General features: G+C 72.2%; 11 protein-coding genes. 2 read left to right on the forward strand and 9 right to left on the reverse strand.

All coding sequences use genetic code 11. From position 1 onward, the window contains the following. Positions 1 to 85: 85 nt before the first annotated feature. Together AAG742_RS08360 and guaB are read right to left on the reverse strand one after the other, a co-directional pair. A complete protein-coding gene (locus AAG742_RS08360; protein ID WP_343282034.1) occupies positions 86 to 1,222 on the reverse strand; it encodes a GuaB3 family IMP dehydrogenase-related protein in 1,137 nt (378 codons plus the stop codon). A 51-nt stretch (positions 1,223 to 1,273) separates the two neighbouring features. After that, positions 1,274 to 2,818 (reverse strand): IMP dehydrogenase, encoded by a 1,545-nt coding sequence (guaB, locus tag AAG742_RS08365; RefSeq protein WP_319074112.1) that lies wholly within the window; start codon positions 2,816 to 2,818, stop codon positions 1,274 to 1,276. Positions 2,819 to 3,094: 276 nt separating this feature from the next. On the opposite strand from guaB, the gene AAG742_RS08370 reads away from it, so the two are divergent. Beyond that, entirely contained in the window at positions 3,095 to 4,525 is a 1,431-nt protein-coding gene (locus AAG742_RS08370) for a dicarboxylate/amino acid:cation symporter (RefSeq protein WP_343282035.1), read from the forward strand. A 351-nt stretch (positions 4,526 to 4,876) separates the two neighbouring features. Here the strand turns inward: AAG742_RS08370 and groL are convergent, their stop codons facing one another. Beyond that, positions 4,877 to 6,484, reverse strand: a complete 1,608-nt coding sequence (groL, locus tag AAG742_RS08375; RefSeq protein WP_343282036.1) for a chaperonin GroEL — start codon at positions 6,482 to 6,484, stop codon at positions 4,877 to 4,879. Between the two features lie 121 nt (positions 6,485 to 6,605). Beyond that, positions 6,606 to 6,902, reverse strand: coding sequence for a co-chaperone GroES (groES, locus tag AAG742_RS08380; protein ID WP_248115875.1), 297 nt, complete (start codon positions 6,900 to 6,902; stop codon positions 6,606 to 6,608). Positions 6,903 to 7,609: 707 nt separating this feature from the next. Between groES and AAG742_RS08385 the strand changes: the two genes are divergently transcribed. After that, complete coding sequence (locus tag AAG742_RS08385) at positions 7,610 to 8,512, forward strand: hypothetical protein (protein WP_343282037.1); 903 nt, start codon at positions 7,610 to 7,612, stop codon at positions 8,510 to 8,512. A 136-nt stretch (positions 8,513 to 8,648) separates the two neighbouring features. Here AAG742_RS08385 and AAG742_RS08390 read toward each other — a convergent pair whose 3' ends face one another. From AAG742_RS08390 to AAG742_RS08410, 5 genes are all read right to left on the reverse strand, one after another. Beyond that, on the reverse strand, positions 8,649 to 9,404 hold the full coding sequence (locus AAG742_RS08390; RefSeq protein ID WP_248115879.1) for an ATP-binding cassette domain-containing protein: 756 nt from the start codon (positions 9,402 to 9,404) through the stop codon (positions 8,649 to 8,651). Then, positions 9,401 to 10,471: an iron chelate uptake ABC transporter family permease subunit gene (locus tag AAG742_RS08395; protein WP_343282038.1), complete on the reverse strand. Its 1,071-nt coding sequence runs from the start codon at positions 10,469 to 10,471 to the stop codon at positions 9,401 to 9,403. Before AAG742_RS08395 ends, AAG742_RS08390 begins: the two co-directional genes overlap by 4 nt. Further along, on the reverse strand, positions 10,464 to 11,519 hold the full coding sequence (locus AAG742_RS08400) for an ABC transporter permease (RefSeq protein ID WP_298711617.1): 1,056 nt from the start codon (positions 11,517 to 11,519) through the stop codon (positions 10,464 to 10,466). Before AAG742_RS08400 ends, AAG742_RS08395 begins: the two co-directional genes overlap by 8 nt. Next, positions 11,516 to 12,580, reverse strand: coding sequence for an ABC transporter substrate-binding protein (locus AAG742_RS08405; RefSeq protein ID WP_343282039.1), 1,065 nt, complete (start codon positions 12,578 to 12,580; stop codon positions 11,516 to 11,518). The genes AAG742_RS08400 and AAG742_RS08405 overlap by 4 nt, the downstream gene beginning before the upstream one ends. Before the next feature lie 179 nt (positions 12,581 to 12,759). After that, a complete protein-coding gene (locus tag AAG742_RS08410; RefSeq protein ID WP_343282040.1) occupies positions 12,760 to 14,118 on the reverse strand; it encodes a class I SAM-dependent methyltransferase in 1,359 nt (452 codons plus the stop codon). Positions 14,119 to 14,144: the final 26 nt, after the last annotated feature.

A 14,144-nucleotide genomic window follows, 5' to 3' on the forward strand; every position in this document is an offset into this window, starting at 1 on the left:
CCGGAACGGGACGGGAGGGCCGCTGCGACGGCGGGCCGAGGGGCGGTCGGCCGGGGCCGGCGGTGGCCCGCCCCGGCGCCGGTGGTCACATCACGTGCGTGGGCGCGACGATGACCTCCACCTTCTGGAAGTCCTTGAGCTCGGTGTAGCCCGTGGTCGCCATGGCGCGCTTGAGCGCGCCCATGAGGTTGGAGGTGCCGTCCGTCTGGTGGCCGGGGCCCCACAGGAGCTCCTGGAGTGGGGCGACGGTGCCGACGTGCGTGCGGTGGCCGCGCGGCAGGTCCGGGTGGGCGGCCTCGAGGCCCCAGTGCCAGCCGGCTCCGGGAGCCTCGGCGGCGCGGGCGAGCGCGGTGCCGAGCATGACGGCGTCGGCGCCCATCGCGAGGGCCTTGACGATCTGGCCGGACGTGCCCAGGCCGCCGTCGGCGATCACCTGCACGTAGCGGCCGCCGGACTCGTCCATGTAGTCGCGCCGGGCCTCGGCGATGTCCGAGATGGCCGTGGCCATGGGGACGCGGATGCCGAGGGCGCGGCGCGTCGTCGTCGAGGCGCCGCCGCCGAAGCCCACGAGCACGCCGGCCGCGCCGGTGCGCATGAGGTGCAGCGCCGGGGTGTAGCCCGCGGCGCCGCCCACGATCACGGGGACGTCGAGCTCGTAGATGAACTGCTTGAGGTCCAGCGGCTCGTGCGTGGAGGACACGTGCTCGGCGGAGACGGTGGTGCCGCGGATGACGAAGAGGTCCACGCCCGCGGCGAGCACGGTCTTGTAGAACTGCTGCGTGTTCTGCGGAGTGAGGGAGCCGGCCACCACGACGCCGGCCTCGCGGATCTGCGCGAGGCGCGCCGTGATCAGCTCGGCCTGGATCGGCGCGTCGTAGATCTCCTGGAGGCGGCGGGTGACCTCGGGGCTGCCGGGGGCCGCCTCGAGCGCGGCGATCTCCTCCAGCAGCGGCGCGGGATCCTCGTGCCGGGTCCACAGGCCCTCGAGGTTCAGCACGCCGAGGCCGCCCAGGCGGCCCAGCGCGATGGCCGTGTCCGGGCTCATCACGGAGTCCATGGGGGCGCCGATCACGGGCATGTCGAACGTGTAGGCGTCGATCCGCCAGGACAGGTTCACATCCCCCGGGTCCCGGGTCCGGCGGGCCGGCACCACGGAGACGTCGTCGAGGGAGAAGGCGCGGCGGCCGCGCTTTCCACGGCCGATCTCAATCTGATTCGTCACCTCCCCAGCCTATCCCAGGGATCCTGGGCGCCACCGGGGAGGGCGCCGGGCTCAGCGGGAGCTGTAGTTCGGCGCCTCCACGGTCATCATGATGTCGTGCGGATGGGACTCCTTGAGGCCCGCGGAGGTGATGCGCACGAAGCGTCCGTTCTCCTTGAGGTCCGCGATGGTGGGCGCGCCCGTGTAGAACATGGTCTGGCGCAGGCCGCCCACGAGCTGGTGCACCACGTTGGCGACGTGGCCGCGGTAGGGCACCTGGCCCTCGATGCCCTCGGGGATCAGCTTGTCCTCGGCCGGCACGTCCGCCTGGAAGTAGCGGTCCTTGGAGTAGGAGCGCTTGCCGTTGCGGGTCTGCATGGCGCCCAGGGAGCCCATGCCGCGGTAGGCCTTGAACTGCTTGCCCTGGTAGAACACCAGGTCGCCCGGGGACTCGGCGGTGCCGGCCAGCAGGGAGCCGAGCATCACGGAGTCGGCGCCGGCCACGAGCGCCTTGCCGATGTCGCCGGAGTGCTGCAGGCCGCCGTCGGCGATCAGCGGCACGCCCGCGGGGCGCGTGGCCTTGGCCGCCTCGTAGATCGCGGTGATCTGGGGGACACCGACGCCGGCCACCACGCGCGTGGTGCAGATGGAGCCCGGGCCGACGCCGACCTTCACGGCGTCCGCGCCGGCGTCGACGATCGCCTTGGCGCCCGCGTACGTGGCGGCCTGGCCGCCGATGATGTCCACGTGCGCCGCGGCCTTCTCCTTCTTCAGGCGGGCGATCATGTCCAGCACGCCGTGGGTGTGGCCGTTGGCGGTGTCCACCACGAGGGCGTCCACGCCCGCCTCGACGAGCGCCATGGCCCGCTCCCAGCCGTCGCCGAAGAAGCCGACGGCGCCGCCCACGCGCAGGCGGCCCTCCTCGTCCTTCGCGGCGTCCGGGTACTTCTCCGCCTTGTCGAAGTCCTTGACGGTGATCAGGCCCTGCAGCCGGTTCTGATCGTCCACGAGGGGGAGCTTCTCGATGCGGTGGCGGGAGAAGAGCGCGACCGTCTCCTCGCGGGAGATGCCCACGGGGCCCGTGATGAGCGGCATCGGCGTCATGGCCGAGCGCACCGTGCGGGTGGCGAAGTCCTCGTGGTCCACGAAGCGGACGTCGCGGTTGGTGATGATGCCGACCAGCACGCCGTCCGTGTCCACCACGGGCAGGCCGGAGACGCGGTACTGCGCGCACAGCTCGTCGAGCTCCTCGAGGGTGGCGTCCGGGCCGACGGTGACGGGGTCCGTGATCATGCCGGACTCGGAGCGCTTCACCGTGTCCACGTGCGAGGCCTGGTCCTCGATGGAGAGGTTGCGGTGGATGATGCCCATGCCGCCCTGGCGCGCCATCGCGATGGCCAGCGGCGCCTCGGTCACGGTGTCCATGGCGGCCGAGATGACGGGGATGTTCAGGCGGATCCGCTTGGTCACCTGCGTCCCGGTGTCCGCGTCCGCCGGGATGACGTCCGTGTGGCTGGGCAGGAGGAGGACGTCGTCGTACGTCAGGCCGAAGAATCCGAACGGATCGGCGGCGGAGTGGACGGGGTCCGAGGACGGGCCGGTGCTGGTGGTGGTCACGAAGGGGCCTTTCGAGACGGGGGTTTCCGCGATTCTATGCCCACGGGGTGGTGCGCCGGGGATGGGTGCGTCGGCGGTCACAGGGTCGGGCGGGTCCGGGTCGAGGACCGGAGACGGAGGTCGGCATGGGGGCTCCCCGATGATGTGACGGTCGGGGCGCTCCCGTGAGGTCCGCCATGATTCGCGCACGGGCCGCCGGCGAGACCGGCGTCACGCCCGAGTCACAGAACGCAACCCGTTTCGTCGTCGTGCTAGGCACCCTCCTAGCCTCTCCCGGTGAGCACAGCACAGACCTCCCCCGCACCGGCCGCGCGACGCCGGCTCCCCGCCTGGATGACCAACTTCGGCTGGCAGATCGTGGCCGCCCTCGTCCTCGGCCTCGTCCTCGGCCTCCTCGCCCGCGGCATGGGCCACACCGAGGAGAACCCGACCTGGCTCGGAGAGATGCTCGACCTGATCGGCGGCATCTACGTGACCCTCCTGAAGGCCGCGGTCGTCCCGCTGGTCTTCTTCGCCGTCGTCGCCTCCATCGCCAACCTCGCCCAGGTGACCAACGCGGCCCGCCTGGCCGCGAAGACCCTGCTGTGGTTCGCGATCACGAGCCTCATCGCCGTGCTGGTGGGCCTCGCCGTGGGCGTGATGCTGCAGCCCGGCGTCGGCACCGGGCAGACCGCCCCGGACTCTTACAACGCCCGCGACGTGGGCTGGCTCGACTTCGTGACCTCCATGGTCCCGGTCAACTTCCTCGGCCTCACCGTGAAGGCGTCCACCAGCGACGCCGGCGCCGTCGTCGCCTCCCCCACCTTCAACGTGCTCCAGGTGCTCGTCATCTCGATCGCGGTGGGCGTCGCCGCCCTCAAGGTGGGTGAGAAGGCCGAGCCGTTCCTCGCGTTCTCCCGCTCGATGCTGGCCATCATCCAGAAGGTCCTGTGGTGGATCATCCGCCTCGCACCGATCGGCACCATCGGCCTGCTGGGCACCGCCGTGGCCTCCTACGGCTGGTCCACCATGGGCACGCTCGTGAAGTTCGTGGTCGCCATCTACATCGGCCTCGCCCTCATCATGCTCGTGGTCTACCCGCTGCTGGCCCGAGCGCACGGCCTCTCCGTGCGGCAGTTCTTCTCCGGCGTGTGGCCGGCGTTCCAGCTGGGCTTCGTCTCCCGCTCCTCGCTGGGCACCCTGCCCGTGACCCAGCGCGTGGCCGAGCGGAACTTCGGCGTGCCCACCGGCTACGCCTCCTTCGCCGTCCCGCTGGGCGCCACCACCAAGATGGACGGCTGCGCCGCCATCTACCCCGCCATCGCGGCCGTGTTCGTGGCGCAGTTCTACGGCATCGACCTGAGCCTCGGCCAGTACGCGCTGATCGTGCTCGTCTCCGTGCTGGGCTCGGCGGCCACGGCCGGCACCACCGGCGCCACCGTGATGCTCACGCTCACCCTGTCCACCGCGGGCCTGCCCCTCGAGGGCATGGCGCTGCTGCTCGCCGTCGACCCGATCGTGGACATGGGGCGCACCGCCCTGAACGTCTCCGGCCAGGCGCTCATCCCGGCCCTCGTGGCCAAGCAGGAGGGCATCCTGGACCAGGCCCGCTACGACGCCGAGCGCGGCGACGTGATGGCCGACGACGACGCCGAGATCGTCGAAGCCCGGGCGCAGGACCGCGCCGACACGCAGGCGCAGATGGTCGGGGTCGACACGCGTCCCTGACGCGGCCCCTCGCTCGACGCGCTGATCAGGGGAGGAGGGGCCATGGCCCCTCCTCCCCTGGCCTGTCCCCACGTCGGCGACTCCCTCGGCGCGCTGCCCGGTGGTCCCGAGCCCTCTCCCCCGCGCCCCCCTGGCGCAAGACCTCATCACGCGGCGGTCCGTCACGGCGCCGGGTCCGACGTCCCGGACCGCCATCGATCCCGTTGCGTCAAGGACGCGGCCGCGGAGCGCCCCGGTGCGCCAACGGAAGCGGGCAACAGGTGCGGAGACGCGAAACGGCCCGTCATCTGCGCGCGCAGATGACGGGCCGTCGTCGTGAGGGAGCCGGCCCTGCCGGCGACGTCACTCAGCTCAGTGCTGGTGGCCGTGCTCGTCCTCGTCCTCGGGCTTGTCCGCCACGAGGGTCTCGGTGGTGAGCACGAGCGCCGCGATGGACGCCGCGTTGGCCAGCGCGGAGCGGGTGACCTTCACGGGGTCGATCACGCCGTCGGCGAGGAGGTCGCCGTACACGCCCGTCTTCGCGTTGTAGCCGTGGTTCGGCGCCAGCTCGGCGACCTTGGAGACGACGACGTAGCCGTCCTCGCCCGCGTTCTGGGCGATCCAGCGCAGCGGCTGCTTGAGCGCCTTGCGCACGATCTCCACGCCCGCGGCGGCGTCCCCGGTGAGGGCCTGCACGTCGGCGTCCTCGTCCAGGACGGAGAGGGCGTTGATGAGGGCGGTGCCGCCGCCGGCGACGATGCCCTCCTCGAGCGCGGCACGCGTGGAGGACACGGCGTCCTCGATGCGGTGCTTGCGCTCCTTGAGCTCCACCTCGGTGGCGGCGCCCACGCGGATCACGCCGATGCCACCGGCGAGCTTGGCGAGGCGCTCCTGCAGCTTCTCGCGGTCCCAGTCGGAGTCGGTCGCGGCGACCTCGGCCTTGATCTGGGAGACGCGGGCGTCCACGTCGGCCTTCTCACCGCCGCCGTCCACGATCGTGGTGTTGTCCTTGGACACGGTGATGCGGCGCGCGGTGCCGAGCACGTCGAGGTCGGCCTGCTCGAGCTTCATGCCGAGGTCCGGGGAGACCACCTGGGCGCCGGTGAGGATCGCGATGTCCTGCATCATGGCCTTGCGGCGGTCGCCGAAGCCCGGGGCCTTCACGGCCACGACGTTCAGGGTGCCGCGGATCTTGTTGACCACGAGGGTGGACAGGGCCTCGCCCTCGACGTCCTCCGCGATCACGAACAGCGGGCGGTTGGACTGCAGGACCTTCTCCAGCAGGGGCAGCAGCTCCTGCACGTTGGAGATCTTGCCGGAGTTGATGAGGATGTACGGGTCCTCGAGCACGGCCTCCTGACGCTCGGCGTCGGTGACCATGTACGGGGACAGGTAGCCCTTGTCGAACTGCATGCCCTCGGTGACGTCCAGCTCCGTCGAGGTGGTGGAGGACTCCTCGATGGTGATGACGCCGTCGGTGCCCACGGTGTCGAAGGCGCGGGCCAGCAGCTCGCCGACCTCGTCCGACTGCGCGGAGATGGCGGCCACGTGGGCCACGTTCTTGCCCTCGACCGGGCGGGCGTTCTCCAGCAGGCGCTTCTCGACGGCGGTCACGGCCGCCTCGATGCCCTTCTTGACGTCGTTCGGCGCGGCGCCGGCGGCGACCTGGCGCATGCCCTCGTTCACGAGGGCCTGGGCCAGCACGGTGGCGGTGGTGGTGCCGTCGCCCGCGATGTCGTTGGTCTTGGTGGCGACCTCCTTGGCGAGCTGGGCGCCCATGTTCTCGTAGGGGTCGTCCAGCTCGATCTCACGGGCGATCGTGACGCCGTCGTTGGTGATGGTGGGGGCACCCCACGCCTTGTCGAGCACCACGTTGCGGCCCTTGGGGCCGAGCGTCACCTTGACGGTGTCGGCGAGCTTGTCGATGCCGGCCTGGAGGGCGCGGCGTGCGTCGTCGTTGAATGCCAGCTGCTTGGCCATGACGGACGCTCCTTTCGGTTCAGGAAGTCTTCAGGAAGTCTTCGGGGAGTGCGGGACGCGTCGGGCCCGGGGCGGCGCACCGGTGTGGTGCGCTCCGCTCACCGGGCCCGACGCGCGGGGGTCACTTGGTGACGATGGCCAGCACGTCGCGGGCGGAGAGGACGAGGTACTCCTCGCCGCCGACCTTGACCTCGGTGCCGCCGTACTTGGAGTACAGGACGACGTCGCCCTCGGCGACGTCCACCGGCACGCGGCTGCCGTTCTCGGCGACGCGGCCCGGGCCCACGGCCACGACCTGGCCCTCCTGGGGCTTCTCCTTGGCGGTGTCCGGGATGACGAGGCCGGAGGCGGTGGTCTGCTCGGCCTCCAGCGGGCGGACGACGATGCGGTCCTCGAGGGGCTTGATGGCAACGGACATGCTGCACACTCCTTCTTGTTCGACGTGCGGGCCGGCGACAGGGCCGCCGAGTCTGCGTTGACGTGGTCTCAGGGGGTGCCACGGGCGTGGAGACCCTCCGTCGTCGCGGTGCCGCAGGGTCCATCCTCGGGCGTTGGCACCCGGTACCCCCGAGTGCCAGTGTCGACTCTACTCCGGGCCTTGGCACTCCTTCAACACGAGTGCCAGCCGCGTCCGGGGGCGGGGTCCGCTCGCCGACTCGCCGCGCGGCTCGAGTCGTCAGCGCCCACTCCTGGCCCCTTGCCGTATGGACCCGGTTCCAGGGTGGTCACAACACGCCGTCTGCAAGAAGTTCAGGCGGCGTGTTGCGACCACCCTGCGGGGGGCTGGGGCGGGGCGGGGCGGCGGGGCCGGGGCCGGGGCGAGGCGGGGGCGGGAAACAGGGCGGGAGAGCCATAGGGGTCGTCGGGAGGGAGGCGGGACCACCCTCCCCCGGAGCGGACACGCAACGCCCCCTGCACAGCGGCCGACGGCGGGCGGCCCCATCCCCAGATGGGCTCACCGCGGGTGTCGCACGGTCCCGCTGCGCCGAGGCTTCGGCCATGTCGCCGACGCCGCCCTCGGGCCTTCCTCCCCTGCCTCCTGCGTTCACCACAGCTGAAGCGCGGACAGCGGGGGTGCCCCCTCAACGGCTGCGACGCGCTGACCTCTCCACTCCCCTGCACGGCGTGCGGTTCCGCGCGGAGTCTCCCGGCCCGTCATGGGCGGACGTCGGCCTGGCCGAACCGGGCCACGGATGGAGCGGTGCTGTCCTCGCCGCCCTGCTGCGCCGACGCGGTGCGGCGGTGCTCTCCCACGACACCGCGGCGCATCTGCACGGCATGCCGACCCCGCACGCCGCGGCCCCCTCCAGCCTCGTCCACGTCACGCTCCCGCCGGGGCAGCGGCTGCGGCGCGAGGGCGTCGCCCCGCACCGTCGGGATCTTCCAGCGCACCACGTGGGTGCCGTCCACGGGCTGCGGGCCACCACGCCGGAGCGGACCTGGGCGGACCTGTGCACGCGCGGCGCTCCGTGGACGCCGGAGGACCTCATCGCTGCCGGCGACCACCTGCTCGCCCGGCGCTGGTCGCGGCGAGGACGACGCGAGCCGGCGTCGACTCCGGAGGGGCTGGCCGCCGTCGTGGAGGCGCTGGGTGGTGTACCGGGCATCGATGCGGCGCGACGGGCGCTGGCGCAGGTGCGCGTGGGGTCGGACTCTCCCCTGGAGACGCGTGTGCGGCTCGATCTGATCGCTGCGGGGCTGGGCGAACCCATCCTGCAGTTCCGCCTCGACGCCGCCGATCCCCAGTGTCCCGAGGTGGACCTGTACTACGCCGACGGCGCCGTCGCTCTCGAGTACGACGGCGCGCATCACCTCGCGCGGGAGCAGCAGGCCCGGGACGCCCGGCGGGACCGCTGGCTCCTCGCGCGGGGGGTCGCTCCCCTGCGGGTGACGGCCGAGGATCACCGTGAGGCCTGCCGACGGCTGGTCGAGGTCATTCTCGAACGGCGGGCGGCGGGGCATCGCATCGACCCGCGCCCGGAGTCCACCTCGCAGAGTGGTCACGACGCGCCGCCTGCAGAGAGTTGAGACGGCGTGTTGTGACCACTCTCGGAGGGTGTGGGCGTCGGATGGAGGGACCGGAGACCACACGGGCGGCCGACGGCAGCTCAGCCCAGCCCAGCTCAGCCCCGCCCCGCCCAGCTCCAGCCCCGCCCAGCCCCGCTCAGTAGTAGACGGCGAGCGGGCCGGCCGGCCCCTCCACCACGTGGCACGGCGTCTTGAAGATCCGCTCGAGGACCTCGGGGCGCATGATCTCGTGGGGCGAGCCCGTCTCCACCACCTGGCCGTCGCCCATGGCCACGATGTGGTCGGCGTAGTGCGCGGCGAAGTTGATGTCGTGCAGCACGATCACCACGGTGCGGCCCAGCTCGTCGGCGGCGCGGCGCAGCTGCTGCATCATCTGCACCGAGTGCTGCATGTCCAGGTTGTTCAGCGGCTCGTCGAGCAGCACGTACTCGGTGTTCTGCGCGAGCACCATGGCCACGTAGGCACGCTGACGCTGGCCGCCGGAGAGCTGGTCGAGGTAGCGGTTCTCGAACGGCCCCAGGCCCAGGAAGTCCACGGCCTCGGAGATGTGGCGCTCGTCGTCGAGGGTCAGCCGCCCGCGGGAGTACGGGTACCGTCCGAAGCCCACGAGCTGCCGCACCGTCAGGCGCGTGATGAAGTGGTTCTCCTGGCGCAGGATGGACAGGGTCTGCGCGATCCGCCGCGAGGGGGTCGCGGTGATGTCCTGGCCGCCCACGGCGATCGTCCCGGCGTCCGCGTCCTGAAGCCGTCCGATCATCGTCAGCACGGTGGACTTGCCCGCGCCGTTGGGCCCCACGAGGGCGGTGATGCCCCCGGCGGGGATCTGCAGGTCCACCGGACCGATGCACACCTCGTCACTGTGGCGCTTGGTGACGCCCCGCAGTTCGATCACAGCCGACCCTTTCTCATCACGACGATCAAGAAGGTGATGCCGCCCACGAGCTCGATGACCACGGTGACCGCACCCCCCGCGTAGAAGACGTGCCGCAGCACGAAGTAGGCGCTCGCGAGCACGGCGTAGCCGGCCAGTGCGGCCACGGGCAGCACGAGACGGTGGTCGTACGTGTCCGTGATGGAGTACGCCAGTGTGGCCACGAGGAAGCCGAGGAACGTCATCGGCCCCACCAGGGCGGTGGTCATGGCCATGAGCACGGAGACGAGCAGCAGCGTCCCCATGAGCTCCCGACGGTGGCTCAGCCCCAGGTTGGTGGACACGTCGGCGCCGAGGGCCACCACGTTCATTCGCCGCGAGCGCAGCCACAGCAGGAGGCACACCGCGACGACGATCGGCGCGGCCACCGCCACGTACTCGGTGCGCGCGTTGGAGATGTTGCCGAACAGGCGGGCCGAGAGCACGTCGAACGAGTTGGGGTCCAGCAGGCGCTGCATGAAGGTGCTCAGCGCCGCCAGTCCCCCGCCCAGGACCACGCCCACGAGCAGCATCAGGTGCATGCTCCCGTACGGCCGGGAGAGCAGCCACGAGTACAGGGCGGTGGCCAGCACCACCATGAGCGCAGCCTGGGCCAGGAAGGGCCCGGTCCCGCTCACCACGGCGACGCCGGCAGCCCCCAGCGCGTATACGGCGGCGGTCTGCACCGCCACGTAGAGGGCCTCGAAGCCCATGATCGAGGGAGTGATGATCCGGTTGCCGGTGGCGGTGTGGAAGCTGACCGTGGCGAACGCGTGGCACAGGGCCACGAGGGCGATCACCCCGATCGCGTCCACGCGCATCCCGGCGATGAGCCAGAACGCGCGGGAGCCCGGCGTCGCCTCATTGCCCCACAGCAGGATGCCGGCCGTCGCGGCCAGCCCGACGACGGCGAGCACCGCCACGGTCACGAGGTACCGGGTGCGCTCGGCGCGGGTGACGAACGGGCCGGACGCGCGAGCGCGGTCGGCGAGGGGACCGGCGGCGGTGGAGCCGCGGCGCAGCCCCGGGACGGTGCGGGCCTCAGCCATGCTTGGCCTGCCTCAGGAGCAGAGCGAGGAACACCACGGCCCCCACGACGCCGAGGATCAGGGAGATCGGCACCTCGAAGGGCATGATCACGGTGCGCCCGATGACGTCGCACACGATGACCACCCAGATGCCCACCATGACCACCCACGGCAGGTTGGTGCGCAGGTTGTCCCCGCGCACCATGGAGACGATGTTCGGCACCACGAGCCCCAGGAAGGGCAGGGCCCCGATCACCACGGTGACCACGCCCGTGGCCACGGACACCATCGCGACGCCGGTGAAGACGACCGCCTCGTAGTTCAGCCCCACGTTCGTGGCGATGTCCTTGCCCAGCCCGGCCACGGTGAAGCGGTCAGCGATCACGAAGACCGCCACGCACACGGCCAGCACGATGAACAGCAGCTCGTAGCGGCCGCGCACCACGGAGGTGAAGGAGCCGGCGAACCACGCGCCCATCTGCTGGAGCATGTCGGTCTGCAGCGCGAGGAACGTCGAGGCCGAGCCCACGACGGCGCCCATCATGATGCCCACGATCGGCACGATCAGGGAGGAGGAGAGCCGCACGCGGCGCAGGAACAGGAAGAAGACCATGGTGCCCACGAAGGCGAACAGCACGGCGCCGACCATGCGGGTCATGATCCCGGCGCCCGGGATGAGGAGCATGGTGACCAGCAGCCCCAGCCCCGCCCACTCGGTGGTGCCGGTCGTGCTGGGCTCGACGAACCGGTTCTGCGTCATGAGCTGCATGATCAGCCCGCACATGGCCATGGCGGCGCCGGCCAGGATCAGCGCGATCGTGCGGGGCACGCGCGTGATGCCGAACATCTCCGCCCCGCCCTCCGCGTCGAGGTCGTAGACCCCCACGAAGAGGGAGAGGACGGTGAGCGCCACGGTGATCGCGGCGCCGGCGAGCAGGGGCCACGTGCGCTGCCAGCGCGAACGCTCGGGGCGCAGGACGGCGGGAGGGACCCAGCACACGCGTTCGCCCGGACCCGCCGCGAGGGGCTGGGTCCGGGCGTCGACGGTGCCGGTGGGCGACTGGGTCACCGGGCGCCTTCGAAGGCCTTCGCGAGGTCCTCCATGACGGTGGTGTGGTTCTGGATGTCCTCGGCGACGTAGAAGTCGGCGGGCAGGTACACGATGTTGCCCTCCTTCACCGCAGTCACGTCCTGGAGGGCCTCGGAGCGCTCGATCAGCTCGGCGGCGGTGGCGTTCTCCTCGCCGACGGCGGCGTCGCGGTCCATGACGATCAGCCAGTCCGGGTTCGACTTCGCGATGGCCTCGACGGAGATGTCATCGCCCTGGTGGTTGTCGGAGCCGGACTGCTCGAGGGCCGGGGTCAGGTCCAGCATGTCGAAGAACGGGCCGATGGCGCGACCGGTGCTGGGCGCGACGTACGACAGCTCGCCGCCCGAGGCGATGAGGCCCATGACGGTCTGCTCGGGGTCGTAGGCGTCCTTGGCGCGCTGCGTGGCGGCGTCGAAGTCGGCGATGAGCTTCTCGGCATCGGCCTCGTGGCCGGTGGCCTCGCCCAGCAGGGTGGTCAGCTTCTTCAGGCCCTCGTCCATGGGGGTCTGCGTGACGTCGAAGTTCGTGTCCACGACGGCGGCATCGCCGGTCAGCTCGTCGATCTCCGCCTTGCGCTCGTTGAACCGCTGGCCGTTGAAGACGACGTCCGGCTCGGCCGTGACGAACAGCTCCATGTCCGGCTCCCGGTGGTTGCCGATGTCGGCGACCGAGTCGTCCTGGAGGTAGGAGGGCCCGCCCTCGCCCTTGTACATGATCTGCTTCGGCGCGGCCGACAGCTCGATGCCCCAGTCGTCCAGGGTGCGGAAGGTGCGGTTGTCCGTGGCGATGACGGAGTCGACCTCCTCCGGCAGGGTGCCCTCGGCGCCGGACATGTCGGTGACGGTGACCCCGGCCACGACGCCGCCCGAGGCGGCCGAGGAGCCGCCGGCGGAGCTCGCGGACGCCGAGGACTCGCCGGAGGCGCTCGCGGAGGACGAGCCCGTGGCTGCGCCGCCGGCGGAGCAGCCGACGAGGGCGAGGGCGGCGACCGAGGTCAGGGCGATCGCCGACAGGCGAGGGGCGTGGGGGGCGCGCTGCATGGTTCTCCTCCCGGGCGCCGCTCGAGGCGGGCCGAGGTCTGGGGTGTCTCGTCAGGGTCGGCAGGGCCCACCCTCAGGTGAGGCTTGCCTCAGTGGATTAAAGTACACATGAGTGCGCTAATCAACAAACCGGGGCCCCGACTCCGCGGATCCGATGTCGGACGGCGACATCGAGACCCTCAGCCCACCCCGTCCAGGGGCGTCACCTCGAGGGCCACGCGGCGTCCGCCGACGCGGGCGAGGACGAGGGTCCCGTGCGCGCCCGCCGCTGCCCCGCCGCCGGCCCGGCGGCCCTTCTTCCCCGCGCCCTTCCCCGCCCCCGCGAGAAGGCGGGCCCGCAGCTCCTCCGGGCGCACGTCCACGCCGCGCTTCTTCACGTCCAGGCGGGTGATGCCGCGCTCGCGCACCCAGCGGCGCAGCGCCTTCACGTCGAGGGGGTGGACGGCCTCCACCCGGTATCCGCGCGCCAGCGGGGAGGGCACGGGGGCCTCGGTCACGAGGTAGGCCAGGTGCGGGTCGAGCAGCCGGGCCACCGCGCCGCCCTCCTCCCATGCGGCGCCGAGGTCCGTGACGAGGCCCGCGCGGATCACGGCGCCGTCGGGCTCGTGGAGGACGCAGCCCGGCAGGGCGTCCAGTCCCGCCTCCCCCACGGACTCGAGGGCGGGCGAGCCGCCGGGACGATCGCGCAGCACGGCGACGGACGGCCGGGGTCTCCGCGTGTCGATGACGGCGGCCGCGCGGACCCCCGGCGCCGTCGTCAGCGCGTTGAACCACAGCACCACCTCGACGACGTCGCCGTCCACGGAGACCCATTCCGCCTCGGCCTCCGCGGGGACGTGCTCGTGCGGCAGCCCCGGGCCGAGCTTGGCGCCCACCGCGCGCCCCTCGGCGGCCAGCCCCAGGACGAAGGACAGCGGCGGGGAGAACGCCTCCGGGTCGAACACGCGCGCCGAGCCCGAGCTGGAGATCCGGCGTCGGGCCGGATCGAACCACAGGGCGTCCACATCGTCGGCGTGGGCGCCCGCCCACGCGAGCGCGTCCCCCTCCTCCACCCGCGCCCCGGGCGCCAGCGCGGCCATGTTGGCGGCGGCCACGGCGGCCACCACGGGATCCCGCTCCACGGCGACGACGGACAGCCCGGCGCGCGCGAGGCCGAGGGCATCGGCCCCGATCCCGCAGCCCAGGTCCGCCACCGAGCGCAACCCGGCCGCCGTGAACCGCTCAGCGCGGCGTTCGGCCACGACCCGGCGGGTGGCCTGCTCGAGCCCGTCGCGAGTGAAGAGCATCCGATCGGCGAGGTCGCCCAGCTTGGTGCGGGCCGCCCGGCGCAGCGCGGCCTGGGTGAGCACCGCGGCCACGAGCTCGGGGGCGTGGCCGGCGGCCCGCAGCCGCGTGGTGGAGGCCAGCGGGTCGGCGACGTCCGCGTCGGTCAGCGAGTCCAACAGCTCCCGGCCGGCCCCGGTCAGTGCGGGGGCCAGGTGCGTGGCGTCCGGGGAGGAGTCCTCGGCGGAGGGGCGGGGGTCGCGGTCGTCGGCCATGGATCCAGGCTAGGGCCCGGGTCGGG

Source organism: Micrococcus sp. 2A (assembly GCF_039519235.1).
Lineage (GTDB): Bacteria > Actinomycetota > Actinomycetes > Actinomycetales > Micrococcaceae > Micrococcus.

Excerpts from the sequence above, each read along its gene's own strand:
- groL (WP_343282036.1), bottom strand. The coding sequence starts at position 6,484 with ATGGCCAAGCAGCTGGCATTCAACGACGACGCACGCCGCGCCCTCCAG.
- AAG742_RS08405 (WP_343282039.1), bottom strand. The coding sequence starts at position 12,580 with ATGCAGCGCGCCCCCCACGCCCCTCGCCTGTCGGCGATCGCCCTGACC.
- AAG742_RS08395 (WP_343282038.1), bottom strand. The coding sequence starts at position 10,471 with ATGGCTGAGGCCCGCACCGTCCCGGGGCTGCGCCGCGGCTCCACCGCC.
- AAG742_RS08410 (WP_343282040.1), bottom strand. The coding sequence starts at position 14,118 with ATGGCCGACGACCGCGACCCCCGCCCCTCCGCCGAGGACTCCTCCCCG.
- groES (WP_248115875.1), bottom strand. The coding sequence starts at position 6,902 with ATGTCCGTTGCCATCAAGCCCCTCGAGGACCGCATCGTCGTCCGCCCG.